The sequence below is a fragment of the Nocardia vinacea genome, assembly GCF_035920345.1.
Classification (GTDB): domain Bacteria; phylum Actinomycetota; class Actinomycetes; order Mycobacteriales; family Mycobacteriaceae; genus Nocardia; species Nocardia vinacea_A.
In genome coordinates, this window is the sequence record NZ_CP109149.1 from 752,242 (window position 1) to 776,559 (window position 24,318).

Annotated in this window: 18 protein-coding genes; 10 read left to right on the forward strand and 8 right to left on the reverse strand. The window is 65.1% G+C overall.

Annotated features, from left to right (window positions below; all coding sequences use genetic code 11):
• Window positions 1-68: 68 nt before the first annotated feature.
• The 3 genes from OIE68_RS03605 to OIE68_RS03615 all read right to left on the reverse strand — a co-directional run bounded on the left by OIE68_RS03605 (window position 69) and on the right by OIE68_RS03615 (window position 5,333).
• Complete coding sequence (locus tag OIE68_RS03605) at window positions 69-1,229, reverse strand: glycoside hydrolase family 19 protein (RefSeq protein WP_327097976.1); 1,161 nt, start codon at window positions 1,227-1,229, stop codon at window positions 69-71.
• Between the two features lie 116 nt (window positions 1,230-1,345).
• On the reverse strand, window positions 1,346-3,739 hold the full coding sequence (locus OIE68_RS03610; RefSeq protein WP_327097977.1) for an ATP-binding protein: 2,394 nt from the start codon (window positions 3,737-3,739) through the stop codon (window positions 1,346-1,348).
• Between the two features lie 43 nt (window positions 3,740-3,782).
• Window positions 3,783-5,333, reverse strand: coding sequence for an amino acid permease (locus tag OIE68_RS03615; RefSeq protein ID WP_327097978.1), 1,551 nt, complete (start codon window positions 5,331-5,333; stop codon window positions 3,783-3,785).
• A gap of 170 nt (window positions 5,334-5,503) precedes the next feature.
• Between OIE68_RS03615 and OIE68_RS03620 the strand changes: the two genes are divergently transcribed.
• Both OIE68_RS03620 and OIE68_RS03625 read left to right on the forward strand, forming a co-directional pair.
• Window positions 5,504-7,033: an NAD(P)/FAD-dependent oxidoreductase gene (locus tag OIE68_RS03620; RefSeq protein WP_327097979.1), complete on the forward strand. Its 1,530-nt coding sequence runs from the start codon at window positions 5,504-5,506 to the stop codon at window positions 7,031-7,033.
• A gap of 358 nt (window positions 7,034-7,391) precedes the next feature.
• Window positions 7,392-8,096 carry a hypothetical protein gene (locus OIE68_RS03625; protein WP_327097980.1) on the forward strand — a complete coding sequence of 235 codons (705 nt, stop codon included), beginning with the start codon at window positions 7,392-7,394 and terminating at the stop codon, window positions 8,094-8,096.
• A gap of 84 nt (window positions 8,097-8,180) precedes the next feature.
• On the opposite strand, the gene OIE68_RS03630 is transcribed toward OIE68_RS03625, so the two are convergent.
• Both OIE68_RS03630 and OIE68_RS03635 read right to left on the reverse strand, forming a co-directional pair.
• On the reverse strand, window positions 8,181-11,453 hold the full coding sequence (locus OIE68_RS03630) for a protein kinase domain-containing protein (protein ID WP_327097981.1): 3,273 nt from the start codon (window positions 11,451-11,453) through the stop codon (window positions 8,181-8,183).
• Window positions 11,454-11,658: 205 nt separating this feature from the next.
• Window positions 11,659-11,787 (reverse strand): hypothetical protein, encoded by a 129-nt coding sequence (locus OIE68_RS03635; protein WP_327097982.1) that lies wholly within the window; start codon window positions 11,785-11,787, stop codon window positions 11,659-11,661.
• 133 nt (window positions 11,788-11,920) lie between these two features.
• Here OIE68_RS03635 and OIE68_RS03640 point away from each other — a divergent pair, with 133 nt between their 5' ends.
• The 3 genes from OIE68_RS03640 to OIE68_RS03650 all read left to right on the forward strand — a co-directional run bounded on the left by OIE68_RS03640 (window position 11,921) and on the right by OIE68_RS03650 (window position 13,995).
• Window positions 11,921-12,802: a LysR substrate-binding domain-containing protein gene (locus OIE68_RS03640; protein WP_327097984.1), complete on the forward strand. Its 882-nt coding sequence runs from the start codon at window positions 11,921-11,923 to the stop codon at window positions 12,800-12,802.
• A gap of 151 nt (window positions 12,803-12,953) precedes the next feature.
• A complete protein-coding gene (gene dmpI, locus OIE68_RS03645; RefSeq protein ID WP_040689632.1) occupies window positions 12,954-13,139 on the forward strand; it encodes a 4-oxalocrotonate tautomerase DmpI in 186 nt (61 codons plus the stop codon).
• A 97-nt stretch (window positions 13,140-13,236) separates the two neighbouring features.
• Window positions 13,237-13,995 (forward strand): YoaK family protein, encoded by a 759-nt coding sequence (locus OIE68_RS03650; RefSeq protein ID WP_327097985.1) that lies wholly within the window; start codon window positions 13,237-13,239, stop codon window positions 13,993-13,995.
• 90 nt (window positions 13,996-14,085) lie between these two features.
• Here OIE68_RS03650 and OIE68_RS03655 read toward each other — a convergent pair whose 3' ends face one another.
• Window positions 14,086-15,408: a family 1 glycosylhydrolase gene (locus OIE68_RS03655; RefSeq protein ID WP_327097986.1), complete on the reverse strand. Its 1,323-nt coding sequence runs from the start codon at window positions 15,406-15,408 to the stop codon at window positions 14,086-14,088.
• Window positions 15,409-15,582: 174 nt separating this feature from the next.
• Complete coding sequence (locus tag OIE68_RS03660) at window positions 15,583-16,365, reverse strand: IclR family transcriptional regulator (RefSeq protein WP_327097987.1); 783 nt, start codon at window positions 16,363-16,365, stop codon at window positions 15,583-15,585.
• Window positions 16,366-16,461: 96 nt separating this feature from the next.
• Here OIE68_RS03660 and hutH point away from each other — a divergent pair, with 96 nt between their 5' ends.
• From hutH to hutI, 5 genes are all read left to right on the forward strand, one after another.
• Window positions 16,462-18,018 (forward strand): histidine ammonia-lyase, encoded by a 1,557-nt coding sequence (gene hutH, locus OIE68_RS03665; protein ID WP_327097988.1) that lies wholly within the window; start codon window positions 16,462-16,464, stop codon window positions 18,016-18,018.
• Window positions 18,019-18,158: 140 nt separating this feature from the next.
• Window positions 18,159-19,811 (forward strand): urocanate hydratase, encoded by a 1,653-nt coding sequence (hutU, locus tag OIE68_RS03670; RefSeq protein ID WP_327097989.1) that lies wholly within the window; start codon window positions 18,159-18,161, stop codon window positions 19,809-19,811.
• Window positions 19,808-21,007: an allantoate amidohydrolase gene (locus OIE68_RS03675; protein WP_327097990.1), complete on the forward strand. Its 1,200-nt coding sequence runs from the start codon at window positions 19,808-19,810 to the stop codon at window positions 21,005-21,007. Before hutU ends, OIE68_RS03675 begins: the two co-directional genes overlap by 4 nt.
• Window positions 21,008-21,080: 73 nt before the next feature.
• Window positions 21,081-22,385 (forward strand): formimidoylglutamate deiminase, encoded by a 1,305-nt coding sequence (locus tag OIE68_RS03680; protein WP_327097991.1) that lies wholly within the window; start codon window positions 21,081-21,083, stop codon window positions 22,383-22,385.
• Window positions 22,386-22,434: 49 nt separating this feature from the next.
• Entirely contained in the window at window positions 22,435-23,604 is a 1,170-nt protein-coding gene (gene hutI / locus OIE68_RS03685; protein WP_327097992.1) for an imidazolonepropionase, read from the forward strand.
• A 19-nt stretch (window positions 23,605-23,623) separates the two neighbouring features.
• On the opposite strand, the gene OIE68_RS03690 is transcribed toward hutI, so the two are convergent.
• Window positions 23,624-24,274, reverse strand: a complete 651-nt coding sequence (locus OIE68_RS03690; RefSeq protein ID WP_327097993.1) for a TetR/AcrR family transcriptional regulator — start codon at window positions 24,272-24,274, stop codon at window positions 23,624-23,626.
• Between the last annotated feature and the right edge of the window lie 44 nt (window positions 24,275-24,318).

The following is a 24,318-nucleotide window of genomic DNA, read 5'->3' on the forward strand; positions in this document are numbered from 1 at the left end:
TGGCACATGGTTTCGTAACCATGTGCCACTCTGGCAGCTACGATGGCGGAGCCATCGTCTTCGTTCGATCATTCTGCGTCGAGGACCTTACGCGCGCGGCTGTAATTCTCGTTGCGCTCCGCGCTCCCGTTGCTTCCGCCATTGATCGCATGTGTGATCGCGTCAATATCCGATTTATCTGCGTCGTCGTTCAAATCCTTTGAGTCCCAGTACCATCCCGCAGTAGCGAAGGCGTACTTCGGGTCTTTGGCCCGGTCGGGGTTTCCGACGAAATCGACCTCGAGGGCATCGCTTGCCTTCCGGTAGTTGGTGCGCCCGGTCAATTGCAGAGCGCCGCGACCGTGAAAGTTTGCGCCGTCACTGGGCCGCTCGTTTCCGAGGTCCTTGCGCGCCCCGTAGTTCCGCTCGAAGTAGGCCTTGTCACCGTATTCTTCGAGGGTTTTCAGATTGTCGGTCTCCACTCCGACCTGTGCAAGGAAAGCGGCCGCACGTTTGGGCGTGTCGATCCCGTAGTCACGCATCGCCTGATCGAGGTAGGGGAGATACCTCGCTAGTTTACTCTTGGGTGTGTCGGGGAAAATCTTCTCGAGTTGTTCCAGTGTTACGGGGCTAATCTGCTCAGCCCGGTCCGAATTGGTTCCGAGAAGGTCGCGGAAGTCCTTCTCCACATGCAGGACCCGCGTGACAATGTCGGTCAACAGCGACTTTTCCTCACTCGCCGTCAGCTTGCCCGATCGCGCGGAGATCGCCAACGAGGCCGCCTGCAGTACCAACCCCAGCATTTGCGCTTCGTCCCGGATCTCCTTGGCCATCTTCGCGTTATCGCCCGCGACATCGCCAACCTTGCCGGAGAGCTTGGTATCCCGCTCTTTCAAACCAGTGGTCAGCTCTGCGATTTTCGCCGATTTCGTATTGTAATGCGCGGTCACTACAGACTTATTGGCCACATCGTAGAGGTTCGCCGCATCGAGCTGAGCCGTCAGATCAAGGGCATCGGAGGGGTTTCCGGTGCCGAGTTGGTCGACCGCCAATCGAAATGCCGTCCGAGCGAGTTCGACCGTGCGTTGCACGGCGTCCGACGCACCCGGCGGAGCGGCGAGCTTATCGATCTGCGCGCGCGCCTCCGCCACCACTGGCGATACGGTCGGCTTTTGCTCTTTCGGCGGTAGCAGTCCGTATTGCGCTCCCGCCCAAGGATCATCGGTGACCGGGTCGTACTGGGAGCCCATCCGTGGGATTCTCGCACAACCGCCTCGGCGCTTTCGGGCCTCGACTCCCCAGCGGTGGCCGGGGACAAGTCCACTGTCCTTCAGTGTTCGCGGCGATCGCTCCTACGATGCTCGCTCTACTCAGATAGCGCCTGGTCGGCGCGGGGGATAGTCAAGGACCAGGCGGTTTCGGTGGGTATGGGCGTAGTGACTGTCAGGTTTGCGCCGTAGCCGACAAGTGTTTCCGACAATGGTTCGGGCTCATGGTTCGATAATGCGAGATCAGTTGGCGTCCAAGTGATTTCGTGCATGACGATGGCAAGTTGGCGGTCGTCGAGGATGACGTTGACTCGGATATCCTCGGCGACTGCCCGCTGGCGCATTGTCCGCAGTACCCGCGCTACGACTTCGAGCGCTGCGGATGTGAGAGCGGGATCGAGATCGTTGACCGGTCCGGTGAAGCCGACTTGGGACTGTGCGCCGAGTGCCTCGGCGGCCTCGCTGGCGAGTTCCATGATCTCCGTGCGGAATGGGGTCTCCTTTTCGACTTCCGAGGCGAGTTCCGCGACGGTGTCGCGGATGTGATCGATGACGGCGTCGAGTTCTTGGACCGCATCGTCGATGCGGGTGGCAACGGCCGGCGCGCGGGCCAGGGGACGGATCCCGCTCAATCGCATCCCGATGCCGAACAGTTGATCGATCACCGTTCGGTGCAGTTCGTGGGCGATGCGGTCGCGTTCATTGATGATCCGCAAGGCTCGCAGTTGTGTCTCGGCCAGCCGGAGGTTCACCAGATTGTCCACCCGTGCTCGGAGTTCGGCGACCTCGAATGGTTTCCGCAGGAAGTCGTTGGCACCGGCACGCAGCAGATCCAGCCGCGACCGCTCGTCTGCGCGTGCGCTGACGATGAGTACCGGGGTGTTGCGCAGCTCGTGGTCGGTGCGGATCTCGTGCAGAAGTTCGTCGCCGCTCATGCCCGGCATCATGAGGTCGCACAGGATCAGATCCGGCCGGTGTGCTCGGGCGAGCAGCAGTCCCATGCCGCCGTTGTCGGCGGCGGTGACCCGATAGGACTCGGAAAGCGCTTCCCGCATCAGGGCGTTGAGGTCGGCGTTGTCCTCGACGACAATGACCGACGGCTTCGGTTCCGACTCATCCGATCCGGTATCCGGGTGTGTGGTGCGGTCGCCGCTTTCGGGCGTCAGCTCCGCGATCAGCGCGTCGGCGGCGTTACCTGCCCGAATCGGTGTGGGCTCGGTGGCCGAGTGGCGGACCGGGGTGCCCGGTGGGGCGGCTCGCGGCAGCTCGATCACGATCATCGTGCCGCCCTCCGGTGCGTCGGTGATAGTGATATCCCCATGCTGCAGGCGCACCAGGTCACGGACGATGCTGAGGCCCAAACCCGTGCCGCCCACCGCGCGGGTCGCCGCGCCATCGACTTGGCGGAACCGCTCGAAGACCGCGGTACGGTGCGATGCCGGTATGCCGGGGCCGCTATCGGCGATCTCGATGACCACATCGTCACCGGCAGGACGTACGGTGCAGCGGATCATGCCGCCTTCGGGTACGAACTTGAAGGCGTTGGACAGCAGGTTCAGCAGAATGCGCTGCAGGTGTTCGGGATCGAGTGCGGCGGGGACGGGCTGCGGCGCGTCGACGGCCAGGCGGATGCCGCGGTCAACCGCCATGGACTCGAAGAAGGCCGAGCCGAGCCGCACCTGCTCGGTGACATCGATCCAGGCATAGTCGGGTCGTATCGCACCCGACTCCAGCTTCGAGGCGTCGAGCAGATCGTCGATCTGACGCTGCAGTATGCGCGCATTGCGCAGGATCAGCTCGAGCTCATCGCGGTCGGCCGGCCCGCACCGGTCGAGCAACTTTTGTGTCGGCGCCAAGATCAACATGAGCGGGGTTCGCAGCTCGTGGCTGATATTGGCGACGAACTGGCTCTTCAGTTCGTCCAGTTCCTTCGCGCGAGCGTACAACTGAGCCAGCTCGACATTGGCCTCCTTGAGCTGCCTGCTGGTTTCGGCGACCTCACGGGCTCGGGCGAACACCTCCTGTTCCATTTCCCGGCTCGAAGCCCGCAGCGCGGCCGTTTCCTCTTGTTTCGCCGCGTCGGATGCTTCGAGCCGGATGAAATCGGTGACATCCTCGACGCGGTGGATGACATAGCGCAGCTCGCCTGCGGTGCCGAGGACCGGGGAGTTGGTCGGACTCCAGAATCGCGGTTCGAAGGCGCCGTCGGGCTTGCGGATGTCGTAGCGCTGAACCGGCATCGCATCGGTGATCCGGTCACGCAGCACCCGTTCCAGCGATACCCGCAGGTTACGGACGCCTTCGGCCGTCGGATCGTCCGGATTGTCCGGAAATGCCTCGAAAATGCTCTTCCCGAGGATGTCCTGTCGTTCGGTCATCGTCGCGGCGACATATGCGTCGGTCACCGCGACGATACACAGGTCGGCGTCGAGTACCAGGTACAGACCTGGTGCGGACTCGAACACGGCGCGGAAATCGATTTCCACGGACACACGTCGACTCTATCCCCACCGTGCGGCCACCGATATGGCCAGGTCAGGCCTGTACGGGTGCCTCGGACTTGCCGGTGTCGACGACCGTTCGCCTGGGGCCGGTAAACCAGTGTTTGGCCGATGCGAGCCACCAGATGCCGATCGCGCCCACCACACCGACCAGGGTGATCGGTGCGTAATTGACGGTGTTCCAAGTGAACTCGCTGTTCCACGGATAGCCGCGGTCATCGGTCGGCAGGATGAACAGCAGGCTGATCAGCACGATCCAGATCAGGGCGATGATGCCGACGGGTCGATACCACGGGCCGAGTTGCCAAGGGCCGGTGTGGAATCGGCTGCCATGCAGTTGGCGTAACAGGATCGGGATGCCGTAGGCGATGTAGAGGCCGATGGTCGCGACGGAGGTCGCTGCCGCGTAGGCGGTAGGCGCGTTTTCCGCGGGCACGAGCATCGATGGGATCAGCAGGACGAACGAGAAGAACGAGATGAACAGCACCGCGTGCACCGGCACCTTGCGGGCCGAAAGTCGGGACCAGTAGGCCGATCCCGGCACCGCGCCGTCACGGGAGAAGGCGAACAGCATGCGTGAGGCCGAGGTGACCGAGGCGTAGCCGCAGAACAGCTGCGCGATCGCGGCGATGATCAGCAGCAGCCCGGACCAGAACGAATTCAGCGAGTTCTCCAGGATGTAGATCACCGGGTAACCGCTGTTCTTCGTCGGATCCAGGGCATCGTCGAGATTCGGAATGGCGAAGGTCACCGCCATGATGAGCAGATATCCGGCAACGGCCGAGACGACAATGGTATTGATGATGCCTTTGGCCGCCGTCCGCGCGGCATCGTGGGTTTCCTCCGACATATGCGCCGATGCGTCGTACCCGGTGAACGTGTACTGCGCGTGCAGCAATCCGAGCAGGAAACTGAACGCCACCCCGCCGAAGCCGACCGCGCTGTTGTCGACAGTTTCGGTGAAGACGAAGCCGACGCTCTGATGGTGGCTCGCGCCGAACCCGAGTACCACGACGAAGATCGCCACACCGCCGACATGCCACCAAGCGGAGATATTGTTGATCACCGCGGACAGATGCGGGCCGATCGCATTCAGTACGGCGTGCAGGATCAGGATCGCGGTGAAGACCAAAAAGATTGCGGTGCGGTCGGTTCCGATATCGATGCCGATCACATTGAGCACCGCGGTGGTGAAGATGGCCGCGCCGTAGTCGATGGCGGCGGTCACCGCGATCTGGCCGATCAGGTTGAACCACCCGGTGAACCAGCCCCAGACCGGACCGCCCAATTCGGACGCCCACCAGTACAGACCGCCGGAAGTCGGGTAGGCCGAGGCCAATTCGGCCATCGCCAGGCCCACGAACAACACCATGACCGAGACCAGCGGCCAGCCCCACGCCATGGTGATCGGGCCGCCGTTGGCCAGACCGATGCCATAACTGGCCAATCCGCCGGTCAGGATGGAGACGATGGTGAAGCTGATGGCGAAGTTGGAGAATCCGGACCAGGATCTGGCCAATTCCTGTTTGTAGCCGAGTTCGGCGAGGCGCCGTTCGTCATCGGATGGTGTGGTGGCTTCGGTCATGATCGCTCCCGGGTGAAAACGCCGCCCTCATACAGCGTTTGCCAGAAGCTAAGTGTGAAGTGAGTGCTGGTCAATCGCAGGAGAATATGGAAACCGGGCCGTAATCTCTCGGCATCGCACATTCCGGGCGTGATCCGCGTGATCCGTGGTAGGCAGGATGGATGCGACCGATGCGCTCCTCCTATGACGCGGTGGTGGTCGGTGGTGGTCACAATGGGCTGGTGGCCGCCGCATACCTGGCGCGAGCCGGGCGTTCGGTGCTGGTGCTGGAGCGGCAGGAGCACACCGGTGGGGCCGCGGTTTCGGCGCGGGTGTTTCCGGGCGTCGATGCGCGATTGTCGCGGTATTCGTATCTGGTGAGCCTGCTGCCGCGGCAGATCGTCGAGGAACTCGGGCTGCGGTTCGCGACGCGGCGTCGGCGGATCTCCTCGTATACGCCGGTCGGGGACGGTGGACTGCTGGTCGATACCGGTTCCGAGGCCAGGACCAGGGAGAGCTTCGTGCGGCTCACCGGATCGGACCGGGATTTCCGAGCGTGGCAGGAGTTCTACGGCGCGACCGGGCGGCTCGCGCAGCGGGTGTTTCCGACGCTGACGCAACCGTTGCCGACGCGGTCGGAGCTCGAGCGGGTTGTCGACGATCCCGCCACCTGGTCGGCGCTGTTCGAGCGGCCGCTGGGGGAGACGGTCGAGTCGACCTTTGTCGACGACACCGTGCGCGGGGTCGTACTCACCGACGCACTCATCGGGACCTTCACCCATGCGCACGATCCTGAGCTGTGCCAGAACCGGTGCTTCCTCTATCACGTGATCGGTGGCGGCACCGGCGACTGGGATGTGCCGATCGGCGGTATGGGCGCACTCACCGACGCACTCGCCGACGCGGTTCGCGCCGCCGGTGCGGAGCTGATCACCGGCTGTGCCGTGACCGGGGTCGAATCCGACGATTTCACAGCCGAAGTGCGCTATGAGGACGGTGTGATCAGTGCGCGGCATGTGCTCGTCAATGCGGCACCGCATGAGCTCGCGCGGCTGCTCGGCATACCAGGGGAGCCGAAACCCGAAGGCTCCCAACTGAAAGTGAATATGGTGCTGCGGCGGTTACCTCGGCTGCGCGACGTTTCGACAGATCCGCACGAGGCATTCGCCGGGACATTTCATATCGCCGAATCGTATTCGCAACTGGAGCAGGCATATCGGGAGGCGTCCGGCGGACGGATCCCGTCGGCCCCACCATCGGAGATCTACTGTCACACCCTCACCGATCCCTCGATCCTGGCGTCAGACTCCGATCTGCACACCCTCACACTTTTCGGATTACACACTCCGGCAAGGCTTTTCGAGTCCGATCCGGAGGCGGCGAAGGCGATGGCCGTGAAAGCCGCACTGGCCCAACTGGATGCGGTACTCGCCGAACCGCTTGTCGATTGCCTGGCCCTCGACGAGGATGGCGCACCCTGTATCGAGGCCAAGTCACCGGTAGACCTGGAACGTGAGGTGGGTCTCCCCGGCGGGCATATCTTCCACCGAGACCTGGCCTTCCCTTATCGCTCCGACGAAGCCGATACTCCGGCGGCTCGCTGGGGTGTGGCTACCGACGTCCCCAACGTCTTCATCTGCGGTGCGGGCGCGATTCGTGGCGGCGGTGTCAGCGGTATCCCCGGTCACAATGCCGCCATGGCGGTTCTCGAAACGCGCTGACTACGAGTGGGTCACCAATGTGAGCGGAATCACATTGGGAATTATGTCATGCGTATTCCGCATTACTGTCCCGCGCGGGGTGGTCGAAGCCGGATGTGTCGTGGCGGTTTTTTGGGGGAGGATTTGCGTTTGCGCATGATGGAATCCGATTGCGGCGTTCCGATTTCCCGCATGAGGTGCCATCGGCTGGCGTCAACGCTGATCGGGATATCAATGTGATGTAGATCTCATCGCGATCGACTTGAGCATGACTCTGCGGCAATTGATGGGCAAATGGTAACAATTTGATCACGCACCATTGGCGCGCTGCGGCTTTAATGGGGCTGCTTCCGAAGTCCACCCCGTTAGGAACCAAAGCATGTTGATGAGGAAATTCGCCGCGACCTCGGCGCTGGTGATCGCGGCGCTCGGTGTCACGGCCGGGACCGTGAATGCCGCTCCCGAAACCGACAACGGCGTCGTGAACTACACGGCCACCACGACCCCGTCCTCGACCATTATCAAGACCGATGTCGGTTCGCTGGTCGACGAGAACGGTGTCTTCAAGATCAAGGCCGTCGACGGAACCACCCTTGCGGGCACCGACCTTTCGTTCCGGGTGGACGATTACGTCTTCCCGATCGCGGCGGATATCCAGGATCACACGGCGACGCTGACTCCGCAGTTCGATATGGCCCACGCCGTGTACAAGCCGGTCGCGCTGCCGTTCGAGGACAAGGCCCCGTGGAAGTCCGACTACGACCGTGAGCAAGCCGCCTGGAACCGCCTGACCAGCACCATCAGCATGGGCGCCACCGTCGGCACCCTGGTCGGCGGTCTCGGCGGCGGCGCCGTCGGCTGTGTCCTCGGCGGTATCGCGGGCGCGACCGTCGCCGCGGCCACCATTGTCGGCCTCTTCGGCCCATTCATCCCGGCCGCGGCCATCGGCTGCATCGGCGGCATCATCGCCGTCGGCGCGCTCGGCACCCTCGCCGGACAGATTTTCATCACGGCCCCCGTCGCCATCGCCGCCGCAATCCAGTACTTCACCACCATCAACCAGCCCTTCGCGGCACCGAAGTAAATTCGGCATACCGATCGGCGGGCGCTCCTACCGAGCGCCCGCCGATTGTTCTGTCGGGCGCAGAAGCCGGATGTCGGGCAGAGGTCAAAGACTCTCTTGTTTGGATTCCTCCACGATCCAGGCCGCGATCTGAGAGCGCGAGGTGAAGCCGAGTTTGGTGAGGATGTGTTCGACGTGGCCTTCGGCGGTGCGTTGCGAGATCACGAATTTGGTGGCGATCTGCTTGTTGCTGAGCCCCTGGGCAACAAGGTCGGCGACCTGCAGTTCACGCTTGGTCAATTTCGTGGATGCGCGCGCCGTATCGGCGGGCTGTTCCCCGAGTGCGTACGTGACAGCGGCGCCGATACCCATCGCCTGGCCTTGGCGGAAGGCCGCGTCGAATCCGCGGGTGCCGAGGGTGCGCCGCGCTGTCTGCTCACAGTTTTCGTGAAAGCGCGCCATGTCCGGGAAGACGGCTCCAACGCTGCTCCCTACGAGCCAGATTCCTTGCGCGGTTCCCAGCAGCACGGCCGCGCGATCAGCGTCGCCCTGGTCGGCAACAATCCAGGCCAGCGCCTCGAGACTGAATGCGGTGAGCACCGGGCTATTCGGCCGCCGGTTGACTCGCAGCGCTTCCTCGAGCAGCTGTTGGGCTTTCTCCCGCTCGCCTTGCTGCCATGCAGCCACGCCCAATCCGCGTAGCGCAGCCGATCGATAGAGCAGTTCGCCCTGCGCTTCGGTGATGGAAAATACCCGGCGATAATACTCGGTTGCTCGAGTCATGTCGCCGCGTAGCTCATATGCCCAGCCGAGGACGGTCAGGGTACCGATGTAGAGAGCCCCGGTCCTGTCCCAGCTGAGTGTCTCGATGTCATGTTCGAGGGACGACGCTACGTTGACCGTTTCGCCGCTAGCGAGTGCGAGAAGGGCGGTCGCGTAGGCGATCTGCGCCTGGATCGCGGGGGCGGGGGCCTGTTCGGCGAGCACTCGTCCCTGCTGCAGAAGGGCGGCCGCGGACTGGATATCCCCCTGCGGCGCGGCCAGTTGGCAGCCGACGCAGAACGCCTTGATGCGGTCGAGTGCCGGTTGCGCGCCAGGGTGAGCAAGAACGCGGTCGATCCAGGATCGGCCTTCCCCATACAGACCGCATAAGCTCCAGAAATCGTACAGTGCGGCTGTGGTGCGCAGCCCTGCTTCAGCTGCTTCCTGGGTGTCCTCGGACAGGCAGGATTCGAGCGCTTCGCGCAGGTTGGGTAGTTCGCGTTCGAGGCGGATGATCCAGTCGAGCTGCCGGGCGCTGATCCACCCGGCTTCCGCGTCCAGCGCCAACTGCCGATACCAGTCACGGTGCCGTCGGCGCAGCTCGGTGTGTTCGCCGGACTCTCGTAGCTTTTCCCGGCCGTAGTCGCGAATTGTCTCGAGCATGCGGAAACGCACGACGGTGTCCGATTCCTCCCGGATCAGGATGGACTTGTCCACCAGGGAGGAAAGCACATCGAGCGGCGTGTCCGGTGCCAGGTCTGTGCCACATATCTGCTCGATGGCGTCGAGTTCGAAGCTGCCGGCGAACACCGACATCCGGGCCCATAGTCGCTGTTCGGTCCCGGTGCACAACTCGTAGCTCCAGTCGATGCTCCATCGCAGCGTCTGCTGCCGTGTCGGGGCTGTACGACTGCCGCGGGTGAGCAGCGTGTACCGGTCGGTGAGCCGGGCCAGGATCTGCTGCGGTGACATCGTGCGCATTCGGGCCGCGGCCAGCTCGATTGCCAGCGGCAAACCGTCCAGCCGCGCACAAATCCAGGCCACGGCGGACTTGTTGTCCTCATCGAGCTCGAAACCCGGCACCGCTGCCGCAGCGCGGTCGGCGAACAATTTCACCGCATCGAAACCGGGCAGCCCTACCAGCGTCGGCTCTCGGTCGGGGTCGGGGACCGACAGTGGTGCCACCCGCAGTACCGCTTCCCCGGCGATATTCAGAGGTTCGCGGCTGGTGGTGAGAATCCGCAGCTCCGGAGAAGTCCGCAGCAACGTCTCGGTCAGCTTGGCCACGGCCTCCACGATCTGCTCGCAGTTGTCCAGAACGAGCAGTGTTTCTCGCGAACTCAGGAAGTCGATCAGAACCTCGAGCAACGGGGTGGCCGACTCGTTGCGCACACCGAGCGTGGCCGCCACCACGTCGACCAGCAGCGCCGGATCGGACACATCGGCCAGTTCGATCGACCACACACCGTCGGCGAAACCGCGTCGCGCACTGGATGCGGCCCGCAGCGCCAGTCGCGTCTTGCCGACACCTCCGGTCCCGGTCAATGTCACCAGCCGCGCGCTCGACAGCAGATTCTTCAGCTCCGATACCTCGGTGCGTCGATTGATGAAGCTGGTCAGCTCGAGCGGCAGATTGCCGCTGTGGTCCCGAGTAGCCGCTGTCCGCTTGCGCGCTGCCCGCATCGGTGGCTTCTGGTCGGGCTCCTCGAGATTCGGTTCGCCCCCCACCGCCATCTCGCCCACCGCGAACCCGTGGCGCTGCTGCAGTTGCCGAAATGTCTCCCCCAGCGCCGCCGCCGACGGCCGCTCCTTGCGGTCGCGGCTCATCGCTGTTGCCACCACCGCCGACACGTCCTCGGGGATGCCGTTCTCCTGCAGGTCGGGCACCGGCTGGGTGGTGATCCGGACAAACTGCGCGACCATGTTCTCACCGCTACGCCGCTCGAACGCGGCGTGCCCGGTCAGTGCGCAGAACAGGGTGGCGCCGAGCCCGTAGACGTCCGCGGCCGGGGTCGGATCGTCGCCTTCGAGCACTTCCGGTGCGGTGAATGCCGGTGATCCGGTCACGATGCTGGCGGTCGTCTGGAACCCACCGGTGATGTGGGCGATACCGAAATCGGTCAGGGCTGGTTCACCGTATTCGGTGAGCAGAATGTTTCCCGGTTTCACGTCCCGATGCACGATTCCGAGCCGATGCGCGCTGGCCAGTGCCCCAGCGATCTTCACCCCGATCTGCGCCACCTTCTCCAAAGGAAGCGGTCCATTCTCGCGGATCCATCCGTCCAGGGAACCCAGCGGGTGATACGGCATCACGAGATAGGGCCGCCCGCTCTCGGTGGTACCGGCCTCGAGCACGGTGACGATGTTCGGATGCCCGGTCAACCGGCCCGTCGCGTGCTGCTCCCGCACAAACCGCGCCTGATTGTCTTCGTCCAGTTCCGCGGTCAGAATCTTCACCGCCACCGTCCGATCCAACTTCGGCTGCCAGCAGCGATACACCACCCCGAAACCGCCGTGTCCGATTTCCACGGCGTCCTCGAAACCAACCGCAGTCAACTCCGCCGCTGCGGGCGTCACCACCTCACGGCGCGTCGGCAGCGGATCATTATCAGTCATCGGCCGGGTGTGATCCGACCAGCATCTCTCCGGACACCAGGCAACATGCACTCACCTTTCGCCAATGTCAGCGTATCGCCGAAAACCTCGCCGGAGGAATATCGAGCTGGAGGCGCGTAGAGCGCGACACCGACCGCCATCACCGGACCTGCATCAACTTCGTCAGCGGGATCGGCTGCTCCAACGCGGAGGAAGGAGCAGCACGTCATACGGCGTGATCGATCACGGCGAGTTTCGGGGCCTTGCTCAACGTGCTCGATTCGGACTGGTACTGAGCTTCCTTGCCGACTATCCGATCCACCACAGCCGGTCCCTCGGCATGGATTCCGGGCAATTCGGGCTCTCCCTCAAGAGCAGCCCAGCTGCAGTAATCCCTGGCACATCGAGGACGGATGGCGGCGCAGTACGGGCGCGCGGCGGCTGGTTCTATGGACCGACAGGACCGCTATCTCTCGAGGAGCCACCCCATGGAGCTGCGCCAATTGCGCTATTTCGTCACCGTGGCCGAGGAACTGCACTTCGGGCGCGCGGCCGCGCGGCTGCATATCGCGCAACCGGCGGTGAGTCAGCAGGTGCAGCGGCTCGAGCGGGAATTGAAGGTTCAGTTGCTGGACCGGTCGCCGCGGCGGGTGCGGCTGACCGAAGCCGGGCAGCGGTTTCTGCCCGCGGCGCGCGGTGTGTTGATCGCGGCGGATCAGGCGCGGGCATCGGTGGCCGATCTGGCGGGTGCGCGGGCCGAGGTGTTCCGGCTCGGCACGGTCACCGGACTCGGCGTGCGGCTGGACGCGATCCTGGATGCCTTTGCTGAGCGGCTTCCGCAGGTGCGGATCGAGTTGGTCACGCTGCCGGTGCGCGAGCGGTTGGCGCAGGTGGCCGACGGACGACTGGATGCGGCCTTCGTGCGTGCGCCCGCCACCGACGACACTCCGGAGCTGGAGTATTTGCGCGCATGGGATGATCCGCTCGTCGCGGTGCTCCCGGCCCGGCATCCGCTGGCCGCGCACGAGACGGTGCGATTGGCCGATCTGGCCTCGGTGCCGCTGCGGATGACCGAGCGGCGCAATCATCCGGCACTGGTGGATCTGGTGCTGATGTCTTGTCAGCGTGCGGGTTTCGAGCCGGTTCCGGCACCGACCGCCACCACGCTGCAGGACAATTTGGCCGCGATCGGCACCGCCGCCGCGATGTGGACAGTGATCTACGCCGCGAATGCCGACCAGGTACACAACCCTCGAGTGGCCTTCCGTCCGTTCGCCGACGGCGGCCTGAGCCTGCCGATTGCCGTCGCCCTGCGAGCCGGGACCGATTCGCCGAGCTCGGAGTTGTTGCGCGACCTCCTGGCGAAGTGAGCCGCCGACAATAAGCGTTCGTTATCGCTGCGCGAACGAACTGGCCCTTGGTCGACGATCTTTGTTCGGGTGAACTGATAACAGACCGCCGAACAACTCGGAATCAGCCGGATGCGGTCTGTCCCAACCTTTTTCAGTCAGGAGATCAGTCATGCCCATCGTTACCGTCCAGCAGGGTCCGCGCACCGTCGAACTCAAGCGGGATCTGGTCCGCCGGATCACCGACGCCTTCGTCGACGCCTACCAAATTCCGGCCGAAACCGTCCAGGTGTGGATTCACGAGACGCCCGCCGACAGCTGGGGTGCGGCCGGACAGCTGACCGCCGATAAGAAATAGCCGAAATATCGAAATGCCGCCGGTTCGTCGCGGTCGACGGGTTCCGTAGCCTGTCCCGCGGCGGATCGTATCCGGCACCGATTTCGCGAAGCCCGCTATGCCGATCGCGGTAACCGAGCGCGTCGCCTCGGCAGCGGTCATCGACATCGATAGCGTCGCAGTTATGCCGATGAAGCACCAACTTACCCAGTGGCTTCCGGTCGGACCCGCGGTGCTGGTTCTGTTGTCCGCGGGGGCGGGCGCGACCGACGCCTTGGTCTTCACCGAACTCGGTAAGGTGTTCGCTAGCATCCTGACCGGCAATCTGGTGCTGCTCGGTGCGGCCGTCGGGCTGTCCGGTATCGAACTGATGCCGCCGTTCACCGTGCTCGCCGCCTATCTCGTCGGTGTGGCTGTGGCCGCGCGTTGGTGTCGCGCAATGCCGCCGGGGATGCGGCGCACCGCACGCATCCGTCACTGCCTCGCGGGTGAGGCGACATTGGTGGTTGTCGTGGCCGTTATTGCCTTGGTCGCCGATGCAATTGGTGCTGTTCGCATCGTCCTGCTGGCGGTGGCGGCTCTCGCCATGGGTGTCCAGTCCGCCGCGGTCCTCGTCATCGATCGCGGATCGCCGACCACCTACATGACGAGCACATTCACCGGCCTGGTCAGCGACCTGGCCGCGGAGCGCCGTGCCGATCCGCTAGCCGTCGCCCGAATCGCCGCCGTGGTTCTCGGAGCCACCGCCGCTGTCGCACTCTATTCCGCAAGTGCCCATTGGGGTTTCGTCATCCCCGCCGCCCTGATCGCATCGGCCGTAACTCTCGCGTACACCCGCTCGTGGCGTGACGTCGCGCAACCGATGCTGGACGAATAGCCACCTGTCGCATCAACGGCGTAATCGGGCGACGGCAGGGTTGAATCAGTCGTTCGAATCCGGCTCGGGCGAACCCCGATCCAATTTCGGCTAGGGAACGGCGACGGTTTCGTCGCAGCTGTCGGGTGGGTCGACCAATCCGCATTCGACTGGTGGGCGGGTCGGGTGGTAGCTGGTGGGGACGCCGCCGGATTGGATGATGCCGCGGTAGGCGTCGACGGCGTCGGTGGGTTTGCGGGTCAGGGTGGGGTCGGTGCGGACGTCGACGGTGTAGAGGCCGAAACGTGGTGTGTAGCTGCCCCATTCGTAGTTGTCGGTGAGGCTCCAGTAGTTGTAGCCGACGACATTCATTCCGTCGGACTTGGCGCGCTGGAGCCAGTAGACGGTGTCGCGGAGGTGGTCGGAGCGGGTGTATCCGTCGACGCGCGGTTTACCGTCCTCGGTAGGCATGCCGTTCTCCACGACATACAGTGGGCGGTCGGGAAACAACTGCGCGTAATGGCGCAGCGCGTAGTAGATGCCCTCGGTGTGAATCGGGAGTTCCCAGATCGCCGGACCTTCGTTCGAACCACCCTGTACCGCTTTATTCGTTTCCGGCAGGGGCGCGAAATAATAGTCGACGCCGATGAAATCGAGCTTATCGGCGATCCGGTCCACGAGCGGCTGGTTCACCTCGGTTTCGGCGCCCGCGACATAGCCGAGGTTGCTGGTGACCTGCGCGTCGGGCATGTTTTGATGGATGGTGTCGTAGATCGCGTTGTGCGCCTGGGCGATTCGGTCCAGCATCGCTGGCGCTTCGTCCGGCGTGATGGCACCGATGCGCAGTTCGGTGCCGATGTAGGCGGCGGGCTCGTTGAAGGTGACCCACAGTGGGTTGCGAGAGGTATATCGGTTCACCACCTTTCGCATACTGGCCAGCCAATCCTCGACCATGCCCGGATTGCGCCAGCCGCCGCGATCGGCGGCCCAGCCTGGATACACCCAATGATCCAGGGTGAGCATCGGCCGCATGCCGGTGGCGAGGATGCGCGCGATCACGTTGTCGTAGAAGCCGAATGCCGTCTCGTCCCAGGTATCGGGTTGCGGCTGTATCCGTGCCCATTCGATGCCTATCCGATACACCCGGACCCCGAGATGGGCGGCCAGGTTGATGTCGGAGATGTAGCGCTTGTAGAAGTCGACCGAATTCTCGTAGTCGTCCCCGGCCATGCCGGTTTCGATATAGCGGGTCCAATTGCTGTCCGGCGCACGGCCTTCGGATTGAAAGCCCGATGATGCGACGCCCCAGAGGAATTCCCGGCCGAACGGTGCGATGGTGGCCTGTGCGGTCGGCATGGCGAGGCTCGGCAGCAGTAGCGCGCTCGCGATGATCGCGAGCCCGACCAGGGCGCGGCGGCGCATCGGTGTTCGCATCGTGCTCCTGTCCCCATCCGGCACTGTTGGTCGTGCGTCACCCGGCGGGCATTGCCCGGTCGGTGATCCATCAGCGTAACTGTCTGATTGCTGAAATCCGGATAGTCGGTCGGTGTGTCGCGATTGCAGCCGAAGGACCTGGGAGTTTCTCCTTGTTGCTATCTATTCACTTCGTCAGCTCACCCGCCCGCCGATGCGGCGGGTGAGATCGTCAGCGGTCGATCGCACCTGAGCGGCGAGACCGGACCAATCGGCAGCACAGGGGATCTGCTCGCAGTGGTGCCGCAGCGTCACGCTGATCGCCGCGATCGGCCGATGGTCGTGATCGAATGTCGGATAGGCGACCGAGGCGAATCCAGCGGTGACATGTCCGTCCTCGCTCGCCCAGCCGCGGCGACGCTCGACGGCCAGGATGGTGCGCAGCGCCGCGAGGCTGGTCGGCCCGCGATCGGTGCGGCGTACGAAGGCCGCCGCCGACGGGAACAGCGCACGCACATGGGCGGCGGGCAGATGCGCCAGGATCGCCCGGCCCGATGCGGTCAGCTGGGCGGGCAGGCGCACGCCGACATCGGTCACCAGCGTTTCGGGACGCGCTGGGCGTTCTTTGATCAGATACAGCAGTTCACTGCCGTGCAGGACCCCGAGGTGCGCGTTGTGCCCGACCCGTCCGGCCAACTCGCGCAGCAACGGTCCGGCCACCCGCTCCAGCGGATCGTGACGCAGATAGGCCGAACCCAACTCGAAGGCGGCGATACCGAGGCCGTAGCGCCGTTCGGCGGGCAGCCGGGTGACGAAGCGGGCCTGCTCCAACTCCGCGAGCAGGTGATAGGTGGTGGAGCGGGGGATGTCGAGCTCGCGCGCGATTGTGGATGCGGAGACCGGTCCGGCACGGGTCGCCATCAGCTGCAGCACCGCCAAGCCGCGCCGCAGCGCCGGGATATCGGTGCTCGTTCCCATGCCACTTCCTCGGATTGTCTCGGAATGTCTCGGATACCAGACAGAACCTGGCTCAGCCTCATTCTCCACCCGCCCCCGTGGCGGTGGAATGGGCCTATGCCGGATACCACGCAGTTACCGCCCGTGGAGCTGGACGGGCCGCTGACCGTCGAACGCATCGTCGCCGTTGCCCGCGACGGCGCGGAAGTTCGATTCAGCGAGGCCGCCGAGAAGCGGCTGACCTACGCGCGCCAGCATGTCGACGCGCTGGCGGCGGGCACGGTCCCGACCTACGGCGTCTCGACCGGCTTCGGTGCACTGGCCACCCGCCACATTCCGCCGGAGAGCCGGGCCGCGCTACAGCGGTCGCTGATCCGCTCGCATGCCGCGGGCGCGGGCGCGGCGGTCGAGACCGAGGTAGTGCGCGCCATGATGCTGCTGCGGCTGCGCACGTTGGCCACCGGACATACCGGTGTGCGACCGGAGACGGCGCTCACCTTGGCCGCGTTGATCAATGCGGGCATTACGCCGGTGGTGCACGAGTTCGGATCGCTCGGCTGCTCCGGCGATCTCGCGCCACTGGCTGCGGTCGCACTGGCGCTGATGGGGGAGGGGGAGGTCACGGACTCCGCTGGCAATGTGGTTACGGCGGCAGAAGCCTTGCACGCCAAGGGAATCAAGCCGGTGACCCTTGCCGAGAAAGAAGGGCTCGCGCTCACCAACGGCACGGACGGCATGCTGGGCATGCTGGCGCTCGCGATCAATGACCTGCGCCAACTGCTCGACGTCGCCGATATCACCGCCGCCATGAGCGTGGAGGCGCTGCTCGGCACCGACCGGGTCTTCGCCGATGATCTACAGGCGCTGCGCCCGCATCCCGGCCAAGCCCGCTCGGCACGGCGCATGGCGGCCGCGCTCGCGGGATCGGAAATCGTTGCCAGCCACCGGGGTCCGGACTGCAACCGGGTGCAGGACGCGTATTCATTGCGTTGCGCACCGCAGGTGCACGGCGCCGCCCGCGACACCCTCACGCACGCCGAACTGGTCGCCGAGCGCGAAATGGCCTCGGCGATCGACAATCCCGTCGTGCTCGCCGATGGCAGATTGGAATCCAACGGCAACTTCCACGGTGCTCCGGTGGCGTATGTGCTGGACTTCCTGGCCATTCCGGTCGCCGATGTAGCGAGCATGGCCGAGCGGCGCACCGACCGGATGCTGGATGTCGCACGCTCACACGGCCTGCCGGCCTTCCTCGCGGCCGATCCGGGGGTCGATTCCGGTCACATGATCGCGCAGTACACCCAGGCGGGAATCGTCAGCGAGCTCAAGCGCCTCGCGATGCCGGCCTCGGTGGATTCGATTCCGAGCAGCGCGATGCAGGAAGACCATGTGTCGATGGGCTGGTCGGCCGCGCGCAAATTGCGCAGGGCCGTCGACGGGCTGGTTACCGTGCTCGCCGTCGAATATCTCACGGCTGCAAGGGCATTGGACTTGCGATCCCCGCTGCGTCCCGGCCCGGCAACCGCGGCCGCCCGCGCTCTGCTTCGCACCGAGGTCGACGGCCCGGGACCGGACCGGCACCTCGCCCCGGAAATCGCCGCCGCTACGGAACTTATTCGTTCCGGCGAACTGCTGGCCGCGGTCACACCCCACCTCGACACCTCAGGAAAGTGAGCTCCCTTGCCAACACCCGAAGCAATCCGGTTCCCGCATAGCGAATCGGGCTCGTGCACATGGTCATACGAGGTCACCAGTAGCTATGCGACACCGACCTGCGGGGCGGACGGAAAATTCGTTGATATGGAGGCAATCCGATGACACGGACAGTACGCGCGGCACGTGGCACGCAACTGACGGCCAAGAACTGGCAGACCGAGGGCGCACTCCGGATGCTGCAGAACAATCTCGATCCCGAGGTGGCGGAGCGCCCGCAGGACTTGGTCGTGTACGGCGGCACCGGTAAGGCGGCGCGGAACTGGGCAAGCTTCGATGCGATCAGCCGCACGCTCACCACACTCGAGGCCGATGAGACCCTGCTGGTTCAGTCGGGTAAGCCCGTCGGCGTATTCCGGACGCACGAATGGGCGCCGCGGGTGTTGATCGCCAATTCGAATCTGGTGGGGGACTGGGCGACCTGGCCCGAGTTCCGCAGACTGGAATCGCTCGGCCTCACCATGTACGGCCAGATGACCGCGGGTTCGTGGATCTACATCGGCACCCAGGGCATTCTGCAGGGCACCTACGAGACCTTCGCCGCCGTGGCGGATAAGCGTTTCGGCGGCACCCTCGCCGGAACCCTCACGCTCACAGCGGGATTGGGTGGCATGGGCGGTGCGCAGCCGCTGGCCGTCACCATGAACGGCGGTGTCGCCCTGGTCGTCGAATGCGATCCGGCCCGTGCCGAGCGGCGGGTGCACGACCGCTATCTCGACGAGATCGCCACCGATTTCGATGATGCGGTGCGCCGGGTCTCGAAAGCACGTACGGAGCGAAAGGCATTGTCGGTCGGTCTGATCGGCAATGCCTCCGAGGTGCTGCCGAGGCTGTTGGCGGCAGGAGTCGAGATCGATATCGTCACCGACCAGACCTCGGCGCACGACCCCCTCGCGTACCTGCCGCGCGGTGTCGCACTCGAAGACTGGGCCGATTACGCCGCGAAGAAGCCCGACGAATTCACCGATCGCTCCCGCGAATCCATGGCCGAACACGTCGATGCGATGCTCGGGTTTCTCGATCGCGGCGCCGAGGTCTTCGACTACGGCAATTCACTGCGCGGCGAGGCGAAACTCGGTGGCTGCGAACGGGCCTTCGACTTCCCGGGATTCGTGCCCGCCTACATCCGGCCGCTGTTCTGTGAGGGCAAGGGGCCGTTCCGTTGGGCCGCGCTCTCCGGTGATCCGGCGGATATCGCCGCGACCGATCGCGCCATGCTGGAACTGTTCCCGGAGAACGAATCCCTGCGTCGATGGATCACCATGGCCGGGGAAAGCATTGCCTACCAAGGACTTCCGGCCCGCATCTGCTGGCTCGGCTACGGTGAACGGCACCTCGCCGGACTCCGCTTCAACGAGATGGTCGCCAACGGCGAGTTGCAGGCTCCGGTGGTGATCGGCCGTGACCACCTCGACTCCGGTAGTGTCGCCTCGCCGTATCGCGAAACCGAGGCCATGGCCGATGGATCCGATGCCATTGCCGACTGGCCGCTGCTCAACGCACTGGTCAACACCGCTTCGGGCGCGAGCTGGGTATCGATCCACCACGGTGGTGGCGTCGGCATGGGCCGGTCCATCCACGCCGGACAGGTCTGTGTCGCCGACGGAACCGCGTTGGCCGGACAGAAGATCGAGCGTGTGCTCACCAATGACCCCGGTATGGGCGTCATTCGGCATGTGGATGCCGGGTACGAGCGGGCCGGCGCGGTCGCCGAGCAGCGTGGCGTGCGAATCCCCATGCAGGAGAACAAGTGACAGCGAACGGCCTGCTCGCCGAAATTGCCGATGTGGGCCGGGATACGCGGCGCGGCGGATACTCTCGACACGCCTTCGACCGTGCCGAACTGGAATTGCGGGACTGGTTCATCGAGCAGGCGGCCCGGCGCAGTCTGGATGTGACGACCGACCGCAACGGGAACATCTGGGCGTGGTGGGGGAGGCCCGGTTCCGGTGCGGTGGTCACTGGGAGTCATCTGGACTCGGTGCCCGGCGGCGGCGCATTCGACGGACCGCTCGGGGTGACGAGCGCCCTCGCCGCCGTGGATATCCTGCGCGCCAAGGGCTTCACTCCCGCGAAGCCGCTTGCGCTATTGGTGTTCGCGGAGGAGGAGGGCGGACGTTTCGGTGTGCCGTGTCTGGGATCCAGACTGCTCACCGGTGCCATCGACGCCGACCGCGCCCGCGGACTGCGGGACGCCGCCGGGATCACCTTCGCCGAGGCCGCGGCCAACGCGGGGCAGGACCCGGATAGATTCGGCGCAGATCCCGAGGCGCTCGCCAGCATCGGCTGCTTCGTCGAATTGCATGTCGAACAGGGACGCGGGCTGATCGACCTGGACAGCGCGGTCGCCACCGGCAGCAGCATCATCGCGCACGGCCGCTACCGGTTCTCCTTCACCGGACAGGGCAATCACGCGGGCGCGACACGCATACCCGACCGCCACGATCCGATGCTGCCCGCGGCCGCTGTGATCGCGGCTGCCCGCCGGGTTGCCGCGGCTACCGACGATGCCAGGGCCACCGTCGGCAAGCTGATACCCACACCGGGCGGCACGAATGTCATTGCCTCGACGGTGGATCTGTGGCTGGATGCGCGCGTCGCCGGAGACGGACGCACCGCCGCATTGGTCGAGGATATCGCCGGATTCGCACGCGAGGCCGCGGCTGCCGAGGGCTGCGAGGTCACCGTGACCGAGGAATCTTATTCCGACGATGTCGTTTTCGACGAGACGCTGCGGGGCCGAATGGACGCGGTACTCGGCGGCGTGCCCGCCCTGCCGACCGGCGCGGGGCACGACGCGGGCATTCTGGCCGCGCACGTGCCATCCGGCATGCTCTATGTGCGCAATCCGACCGGTATCAGCCATGCGCCGCAGGAGTATTCGGAACCGGCGGATGTGGACTTCGGTGCCGAGAGCCTGGCTCGTGTGCTCGAGGACTTGGCGAAATGAGCGCGGATCACTGGGCGCGCGTTCAGATGTCGTATCGGCGCGACCGGAATCCGATGTGCGGGAGTTCGGCCAAATGAGCGTCTATTGGGCCGAATATGCCTGGCTACCAGACGGATTGGCCGAGCGGGTGACGATCGATGTCGCCGGATCGACGATCCGCTCGGTGGCCCGGGGAACCGAGCCGAATGGAAATGTGTTGCACGGCTTGACCGTTCCCGGTTTCGCGAATGCGCATTCACACGCTTTCCATCGCGCCTTGCGCGGGCGTACCCACCATGGCCCGGGCTCGTTCTGGACGTGGCGGGAACGTATGTACGCGGTCGCAGATCGACTGGATCCCGACTCCTACTACCGGCTGGCACGCGGGGTCTACGCGGAGATGGTGCTTGCCGGTTACACCAGCGTCGGCGAATTCCACTATCTGCATCACGCACCCGGCGGCGTGGCCTATACCGATCCGAATGCGATGAGCGCCGCCCTGGCCGCGGCGGCACAGGACGCCGGAATACGGCTTACTCTGCTCGATACCTGCTATCTCAATGGCGGATTCGGTCAGCAGCCGGACGAACATCAGCGTCGCTTCAGTGATGGTGATGCGGCGGCCTGGGCCGAGCGATCCGCCGCATTCAAGCCGGAATCGGAGTTGGTGCGCACGGGTGTGGCCGCACATTCGGTGCGCGCGGTGCCCCCGCGAGCACTGGCCGTGGTCGCCCAGCAGGCCGACGGTCGGCCGGTGCACGTCCACCTCTCCGAACAACCCGCCGAGAATCTTGATTGCCTTGCTGCACACGGGCTTACGCCGACCGCGCTGTTGGCAGATAGCGGGTTGCTCGGGCCGGATACGGTGGCCGTGCATGCCACGCATATGAGCACCGCCGATATCCAGATGCTGGCCGACGCAAGGTCACGGGCATGCTTCTGCCCGACCACCGAACGCGATCTCGGCGACGGCATCGGCCCCGCCCGCGAACTTCTCGATGCCGGAGTCCGGCTGTGCCTCGGCACTGACAGTCACGCGGTCGTCGACGGCTTCGAAGAGTGGCGTGCGCTGGAGTTGAACGAACGTCTCGCCTCCCACACCCGCGGACGATTCGAGATTGCGGAGTTGTTCGGTGCGGCAACAGATCACGAATCGATCGGCTGGCCGGAAGTAGGTCGCATCGAAGCGGGTGCGGCGGCCGATCTGGTCACCGTCGATCTCGACTCGATCCGGACCGCGGGCACCGAACCAGCGGCCGCACTGTTCGCCGCCTCGGCCACCGATATCCGCGAGGTGCTGATCGCCGGTCGGCAGGTGGTCTCCGAAGGCCGTCATGTATCGGTGGAAAGTCCCGAAATTATTCTGCGCGAAGAGATTCGGGCCTTGTGCACACCGTGAGCATTCGCGGAAACGAAAAGACAGAATCTCCACCGACAGAAAGGGCACCGTGTCGACCCTCATCACTGGAATCGGCGAGCTGACCACCAACGCCCCGGACGGCCCGCTGCACGATGCCGCAGTGGTGCTCGAGGGTGAACGCTTCGCCTGGATCGGCCCGGCGGGGTCCGCACCCGCCGCCGATGATCAGGTCGATATCGGCGGCCGCGCGGCGTTGCCCGGGTGGGTCGACAGCCACACCCACCTGGTCTTCGCCGGTGATCGCACCGCCGAATTCGAGGCCAGAATGGCCGGTCAGCCCTACCGTGCCGGTGGTATCGCAACGACGGTCGCCGCCACCAGAAGTGCCTCGGACGAACAGCTTTCGGCCAACCTGCGCCGCCACGTCATCGAGGCCTACCGCCAGGGCACGACCTGCCTGGAGACCAAGACCGGATACGGTCTCAGCGTGCCCGACGAAGCACGCTCGGCCCGCATCGCCGCCGCCATCGCCGACGAAGTGACCTACCTCGGCGCACACTTGGTGCCGCCCGGTGCCGATGCCGAAACCTACGTGGACCTGGTCTGCGGCGATATGCTCGACGCGGTCGCACCGCATGTGCGCTGGGCCGACGTCTTCTGCGAGACAGGCGCTTTCGACGAGGATCAGTCCGATCGCGTCCTGCGCGCCGCCGCCGCACGCGGACTCGGTCTGCGCGTCCACGGCAACCAATTGGGCACCGGCCCCGGCGTGCAACTGGCCGTTCGGCACGGCGCGGCCAGCGTGGATCACTGCACCTACCTCACCGACGCCGATGTCGAGGCCCTCGCCGCCTCGGACACCGTCGCCACCGTCCTGCCCGCCTGTGACCTCTCCACCCGCCAACCCCTCGCTCCCGCCCGCGCACTGCTCGACGCGGGTGCGACCGTCGCACTGGCCACCAATGCCAATCCGGGCAGTTCCTACACCACATCGATGGCCTATTGCGTCGCAACGGCCGTACTCCAGATGGGCCTCTCGATCGCCGAAGCGGTGTACGCGGCCACCGCAGCGGGCGCGAAAGCATTGCGCCGCGACGATGTCGGGGTCGTCGAAGTCGGTGCCCGAGCCGATCTGCAGGTGCTCGACGCCCCCTCGGCCACCCACATCGCCTACCGTCCGGGCGTGCCACTGACGCTGGCCGTCTGGCGCTCGGGACAACGCATATCGACGGCCGAATGGCCGAGTGTCACAGGATGATCGAGTGCGGCGCTGCGGCCTATGAGTTTTCGAGCGAGCGTAGCGCGGCATCCACGAGAGTCGTTGCGGTGCGGGCACATACCTCGACAGCCTTATCGGGCTCGAGGCCGCGCACATCGATCAGCACGATGAACGCCTCCCAACCCACCACGAGCGCGATACTCGACACGAGATCGTCGAACTGCCGCTGGGGCAGGCGATCACGCAATGGTTCGAGCGCCCATTCGATCCAACGCACCCGACGATGCCCACGTCGTGGTGCGTCCTCCGCGGGTGGGTCGACGGTGAGCTTCACCAGCCGCCGCCCCATCGGTAGCAGCTCGGTGATCTCCGCACCCATCGCCCGCACCAGTTCGGCGATGCGTACGCGCGGGTCCGCGGAATGGATATTCGTCAGCGCCTCATCGGTATTCGCGCTGAGCAGGCCGATGGTGGCGTCGAGCATCAACTGGTCGAGAGTGGGGAAATGCAGGTAGACGGTGCGTCTGGACACGTCCGCAGCGGCGGCGATGTCGTTGACCGAGGGTTCGATGCCGCGGTTCAGCAGTGTCATGGAGGCGTCGACGATGGCCTTGCGGGTGCGTCGGCGCTGGGCGACGCGGCCCGAAGTGAGCTGGGCGGTTTCCTCGACCTGGGTGGTCTCGCTGCCCCGGGCGCGGTGCTCGGTCATTCGCTGCGTGTCCTCCGAGTGACATCTTGACAGTGTTAGCTCGG

Excerpts from the sequence above, each read along its gene's own strand:
- OIE68_RS03660 (WP_327097987.1), bottom strand. The coding sequence starts at position 16,365 with ATGGGAACGAGCACCGATATCCCGGCGCTGCGGCGCGGCTTGGCGGTG.
- OIE68_RS03625 (WP_327097980.1), top strand. The coding sequence starts at position 7,392 with ATGTTGATGAGGAAATTCGCCGCGACCTCGGCGCTGGTGATCGCGGCG.
- dmpI (WP_040689632.1), top strand. The coding sequence starts at position 12,954 with ATGCCCATCGTTACCGTCCAGCAGGGTCCGCGCACCGTCGAACTCAAG.
- OIE68_RS03615 (WP_327097978.1), bottom strand. The coding sequence starts at position 5,333 with ATGACCGAAGCCACCACACCATCCGATGACGAACGGCGCCTCGCCGAA.
- OIE68_RS03655 (WP_327097986.1), bottom strand. The coding sequence starts at position 15,408 with ATGCGAACACCGATGCGCCGCCGCGCCCTGGTCGGGCTCGCGATCATC.
- OIE68_RS03640 (WP_327097984.1), top strand. The coding sequence starts at position 11,921 with ATGGAGCTGCGCCAATTGCGCTATTTCGTCACCGTGGCCGAGGAACTG.
- OIE68_RS03630 (WP_327097981.1), bottom strand. The coding sequence starts at position 11,453 with ATGACTGATAATGATCCGCTGCCGACGCGCCGTGAGGTGGTGACGCCC.
- OIE68_RS03680 (WP_327097991.1), top strand. The coding sequence starts at position 21,081 with ATGAGCGTCTATTGGGCCGAATATGCCTGGCTACCAGACGGATTGGCC.
- OIE68_RS03650 (WP_327097985.1), top strand. The coding sequence starts at position 13,237 with ATGCCGATCGCGGTAACCGAGCGCGTCGCCTCGGCAGCGGTCATCGAC.
- hutH (WP_327097988.1), top strand. The coding sequence starts at position 16,462 with ATGCCGGATACCACGCAGTTACCGCCCGTGGAGCTGGACGGGCCGCTG.
- OIE68_RS03690 (WP_327097993.1), bottom strand. The coding sequence starts at position 24,274 with ATGACCGAGCACCGCGCCCGGGGCAGCGAGACCACCCAGGTCGAGGAA.
- hutU (WP_327097989.1), top strand. The coding sequence starts at position 18,159 with ATGACACGGACAGTACGCGCGGCACGTGGCACGCAACTGACGGCCAAG.
- OIE68_RS03605 (WP_327097976.1), bottom strand. The coding sequence starts at position 1,229 with ATGGGCTCCCAGTACGACCCGGTCACCGATGATCCTTGGGCGGGAGCG.
- OIE68_RS03620 (WP_327097979.1), top strand. The coding sequence starts at position 5,504 with ATGCGCTCCTCCTATGACGCGGTGGTGGTCGGTGGTGGTCACAATGGG.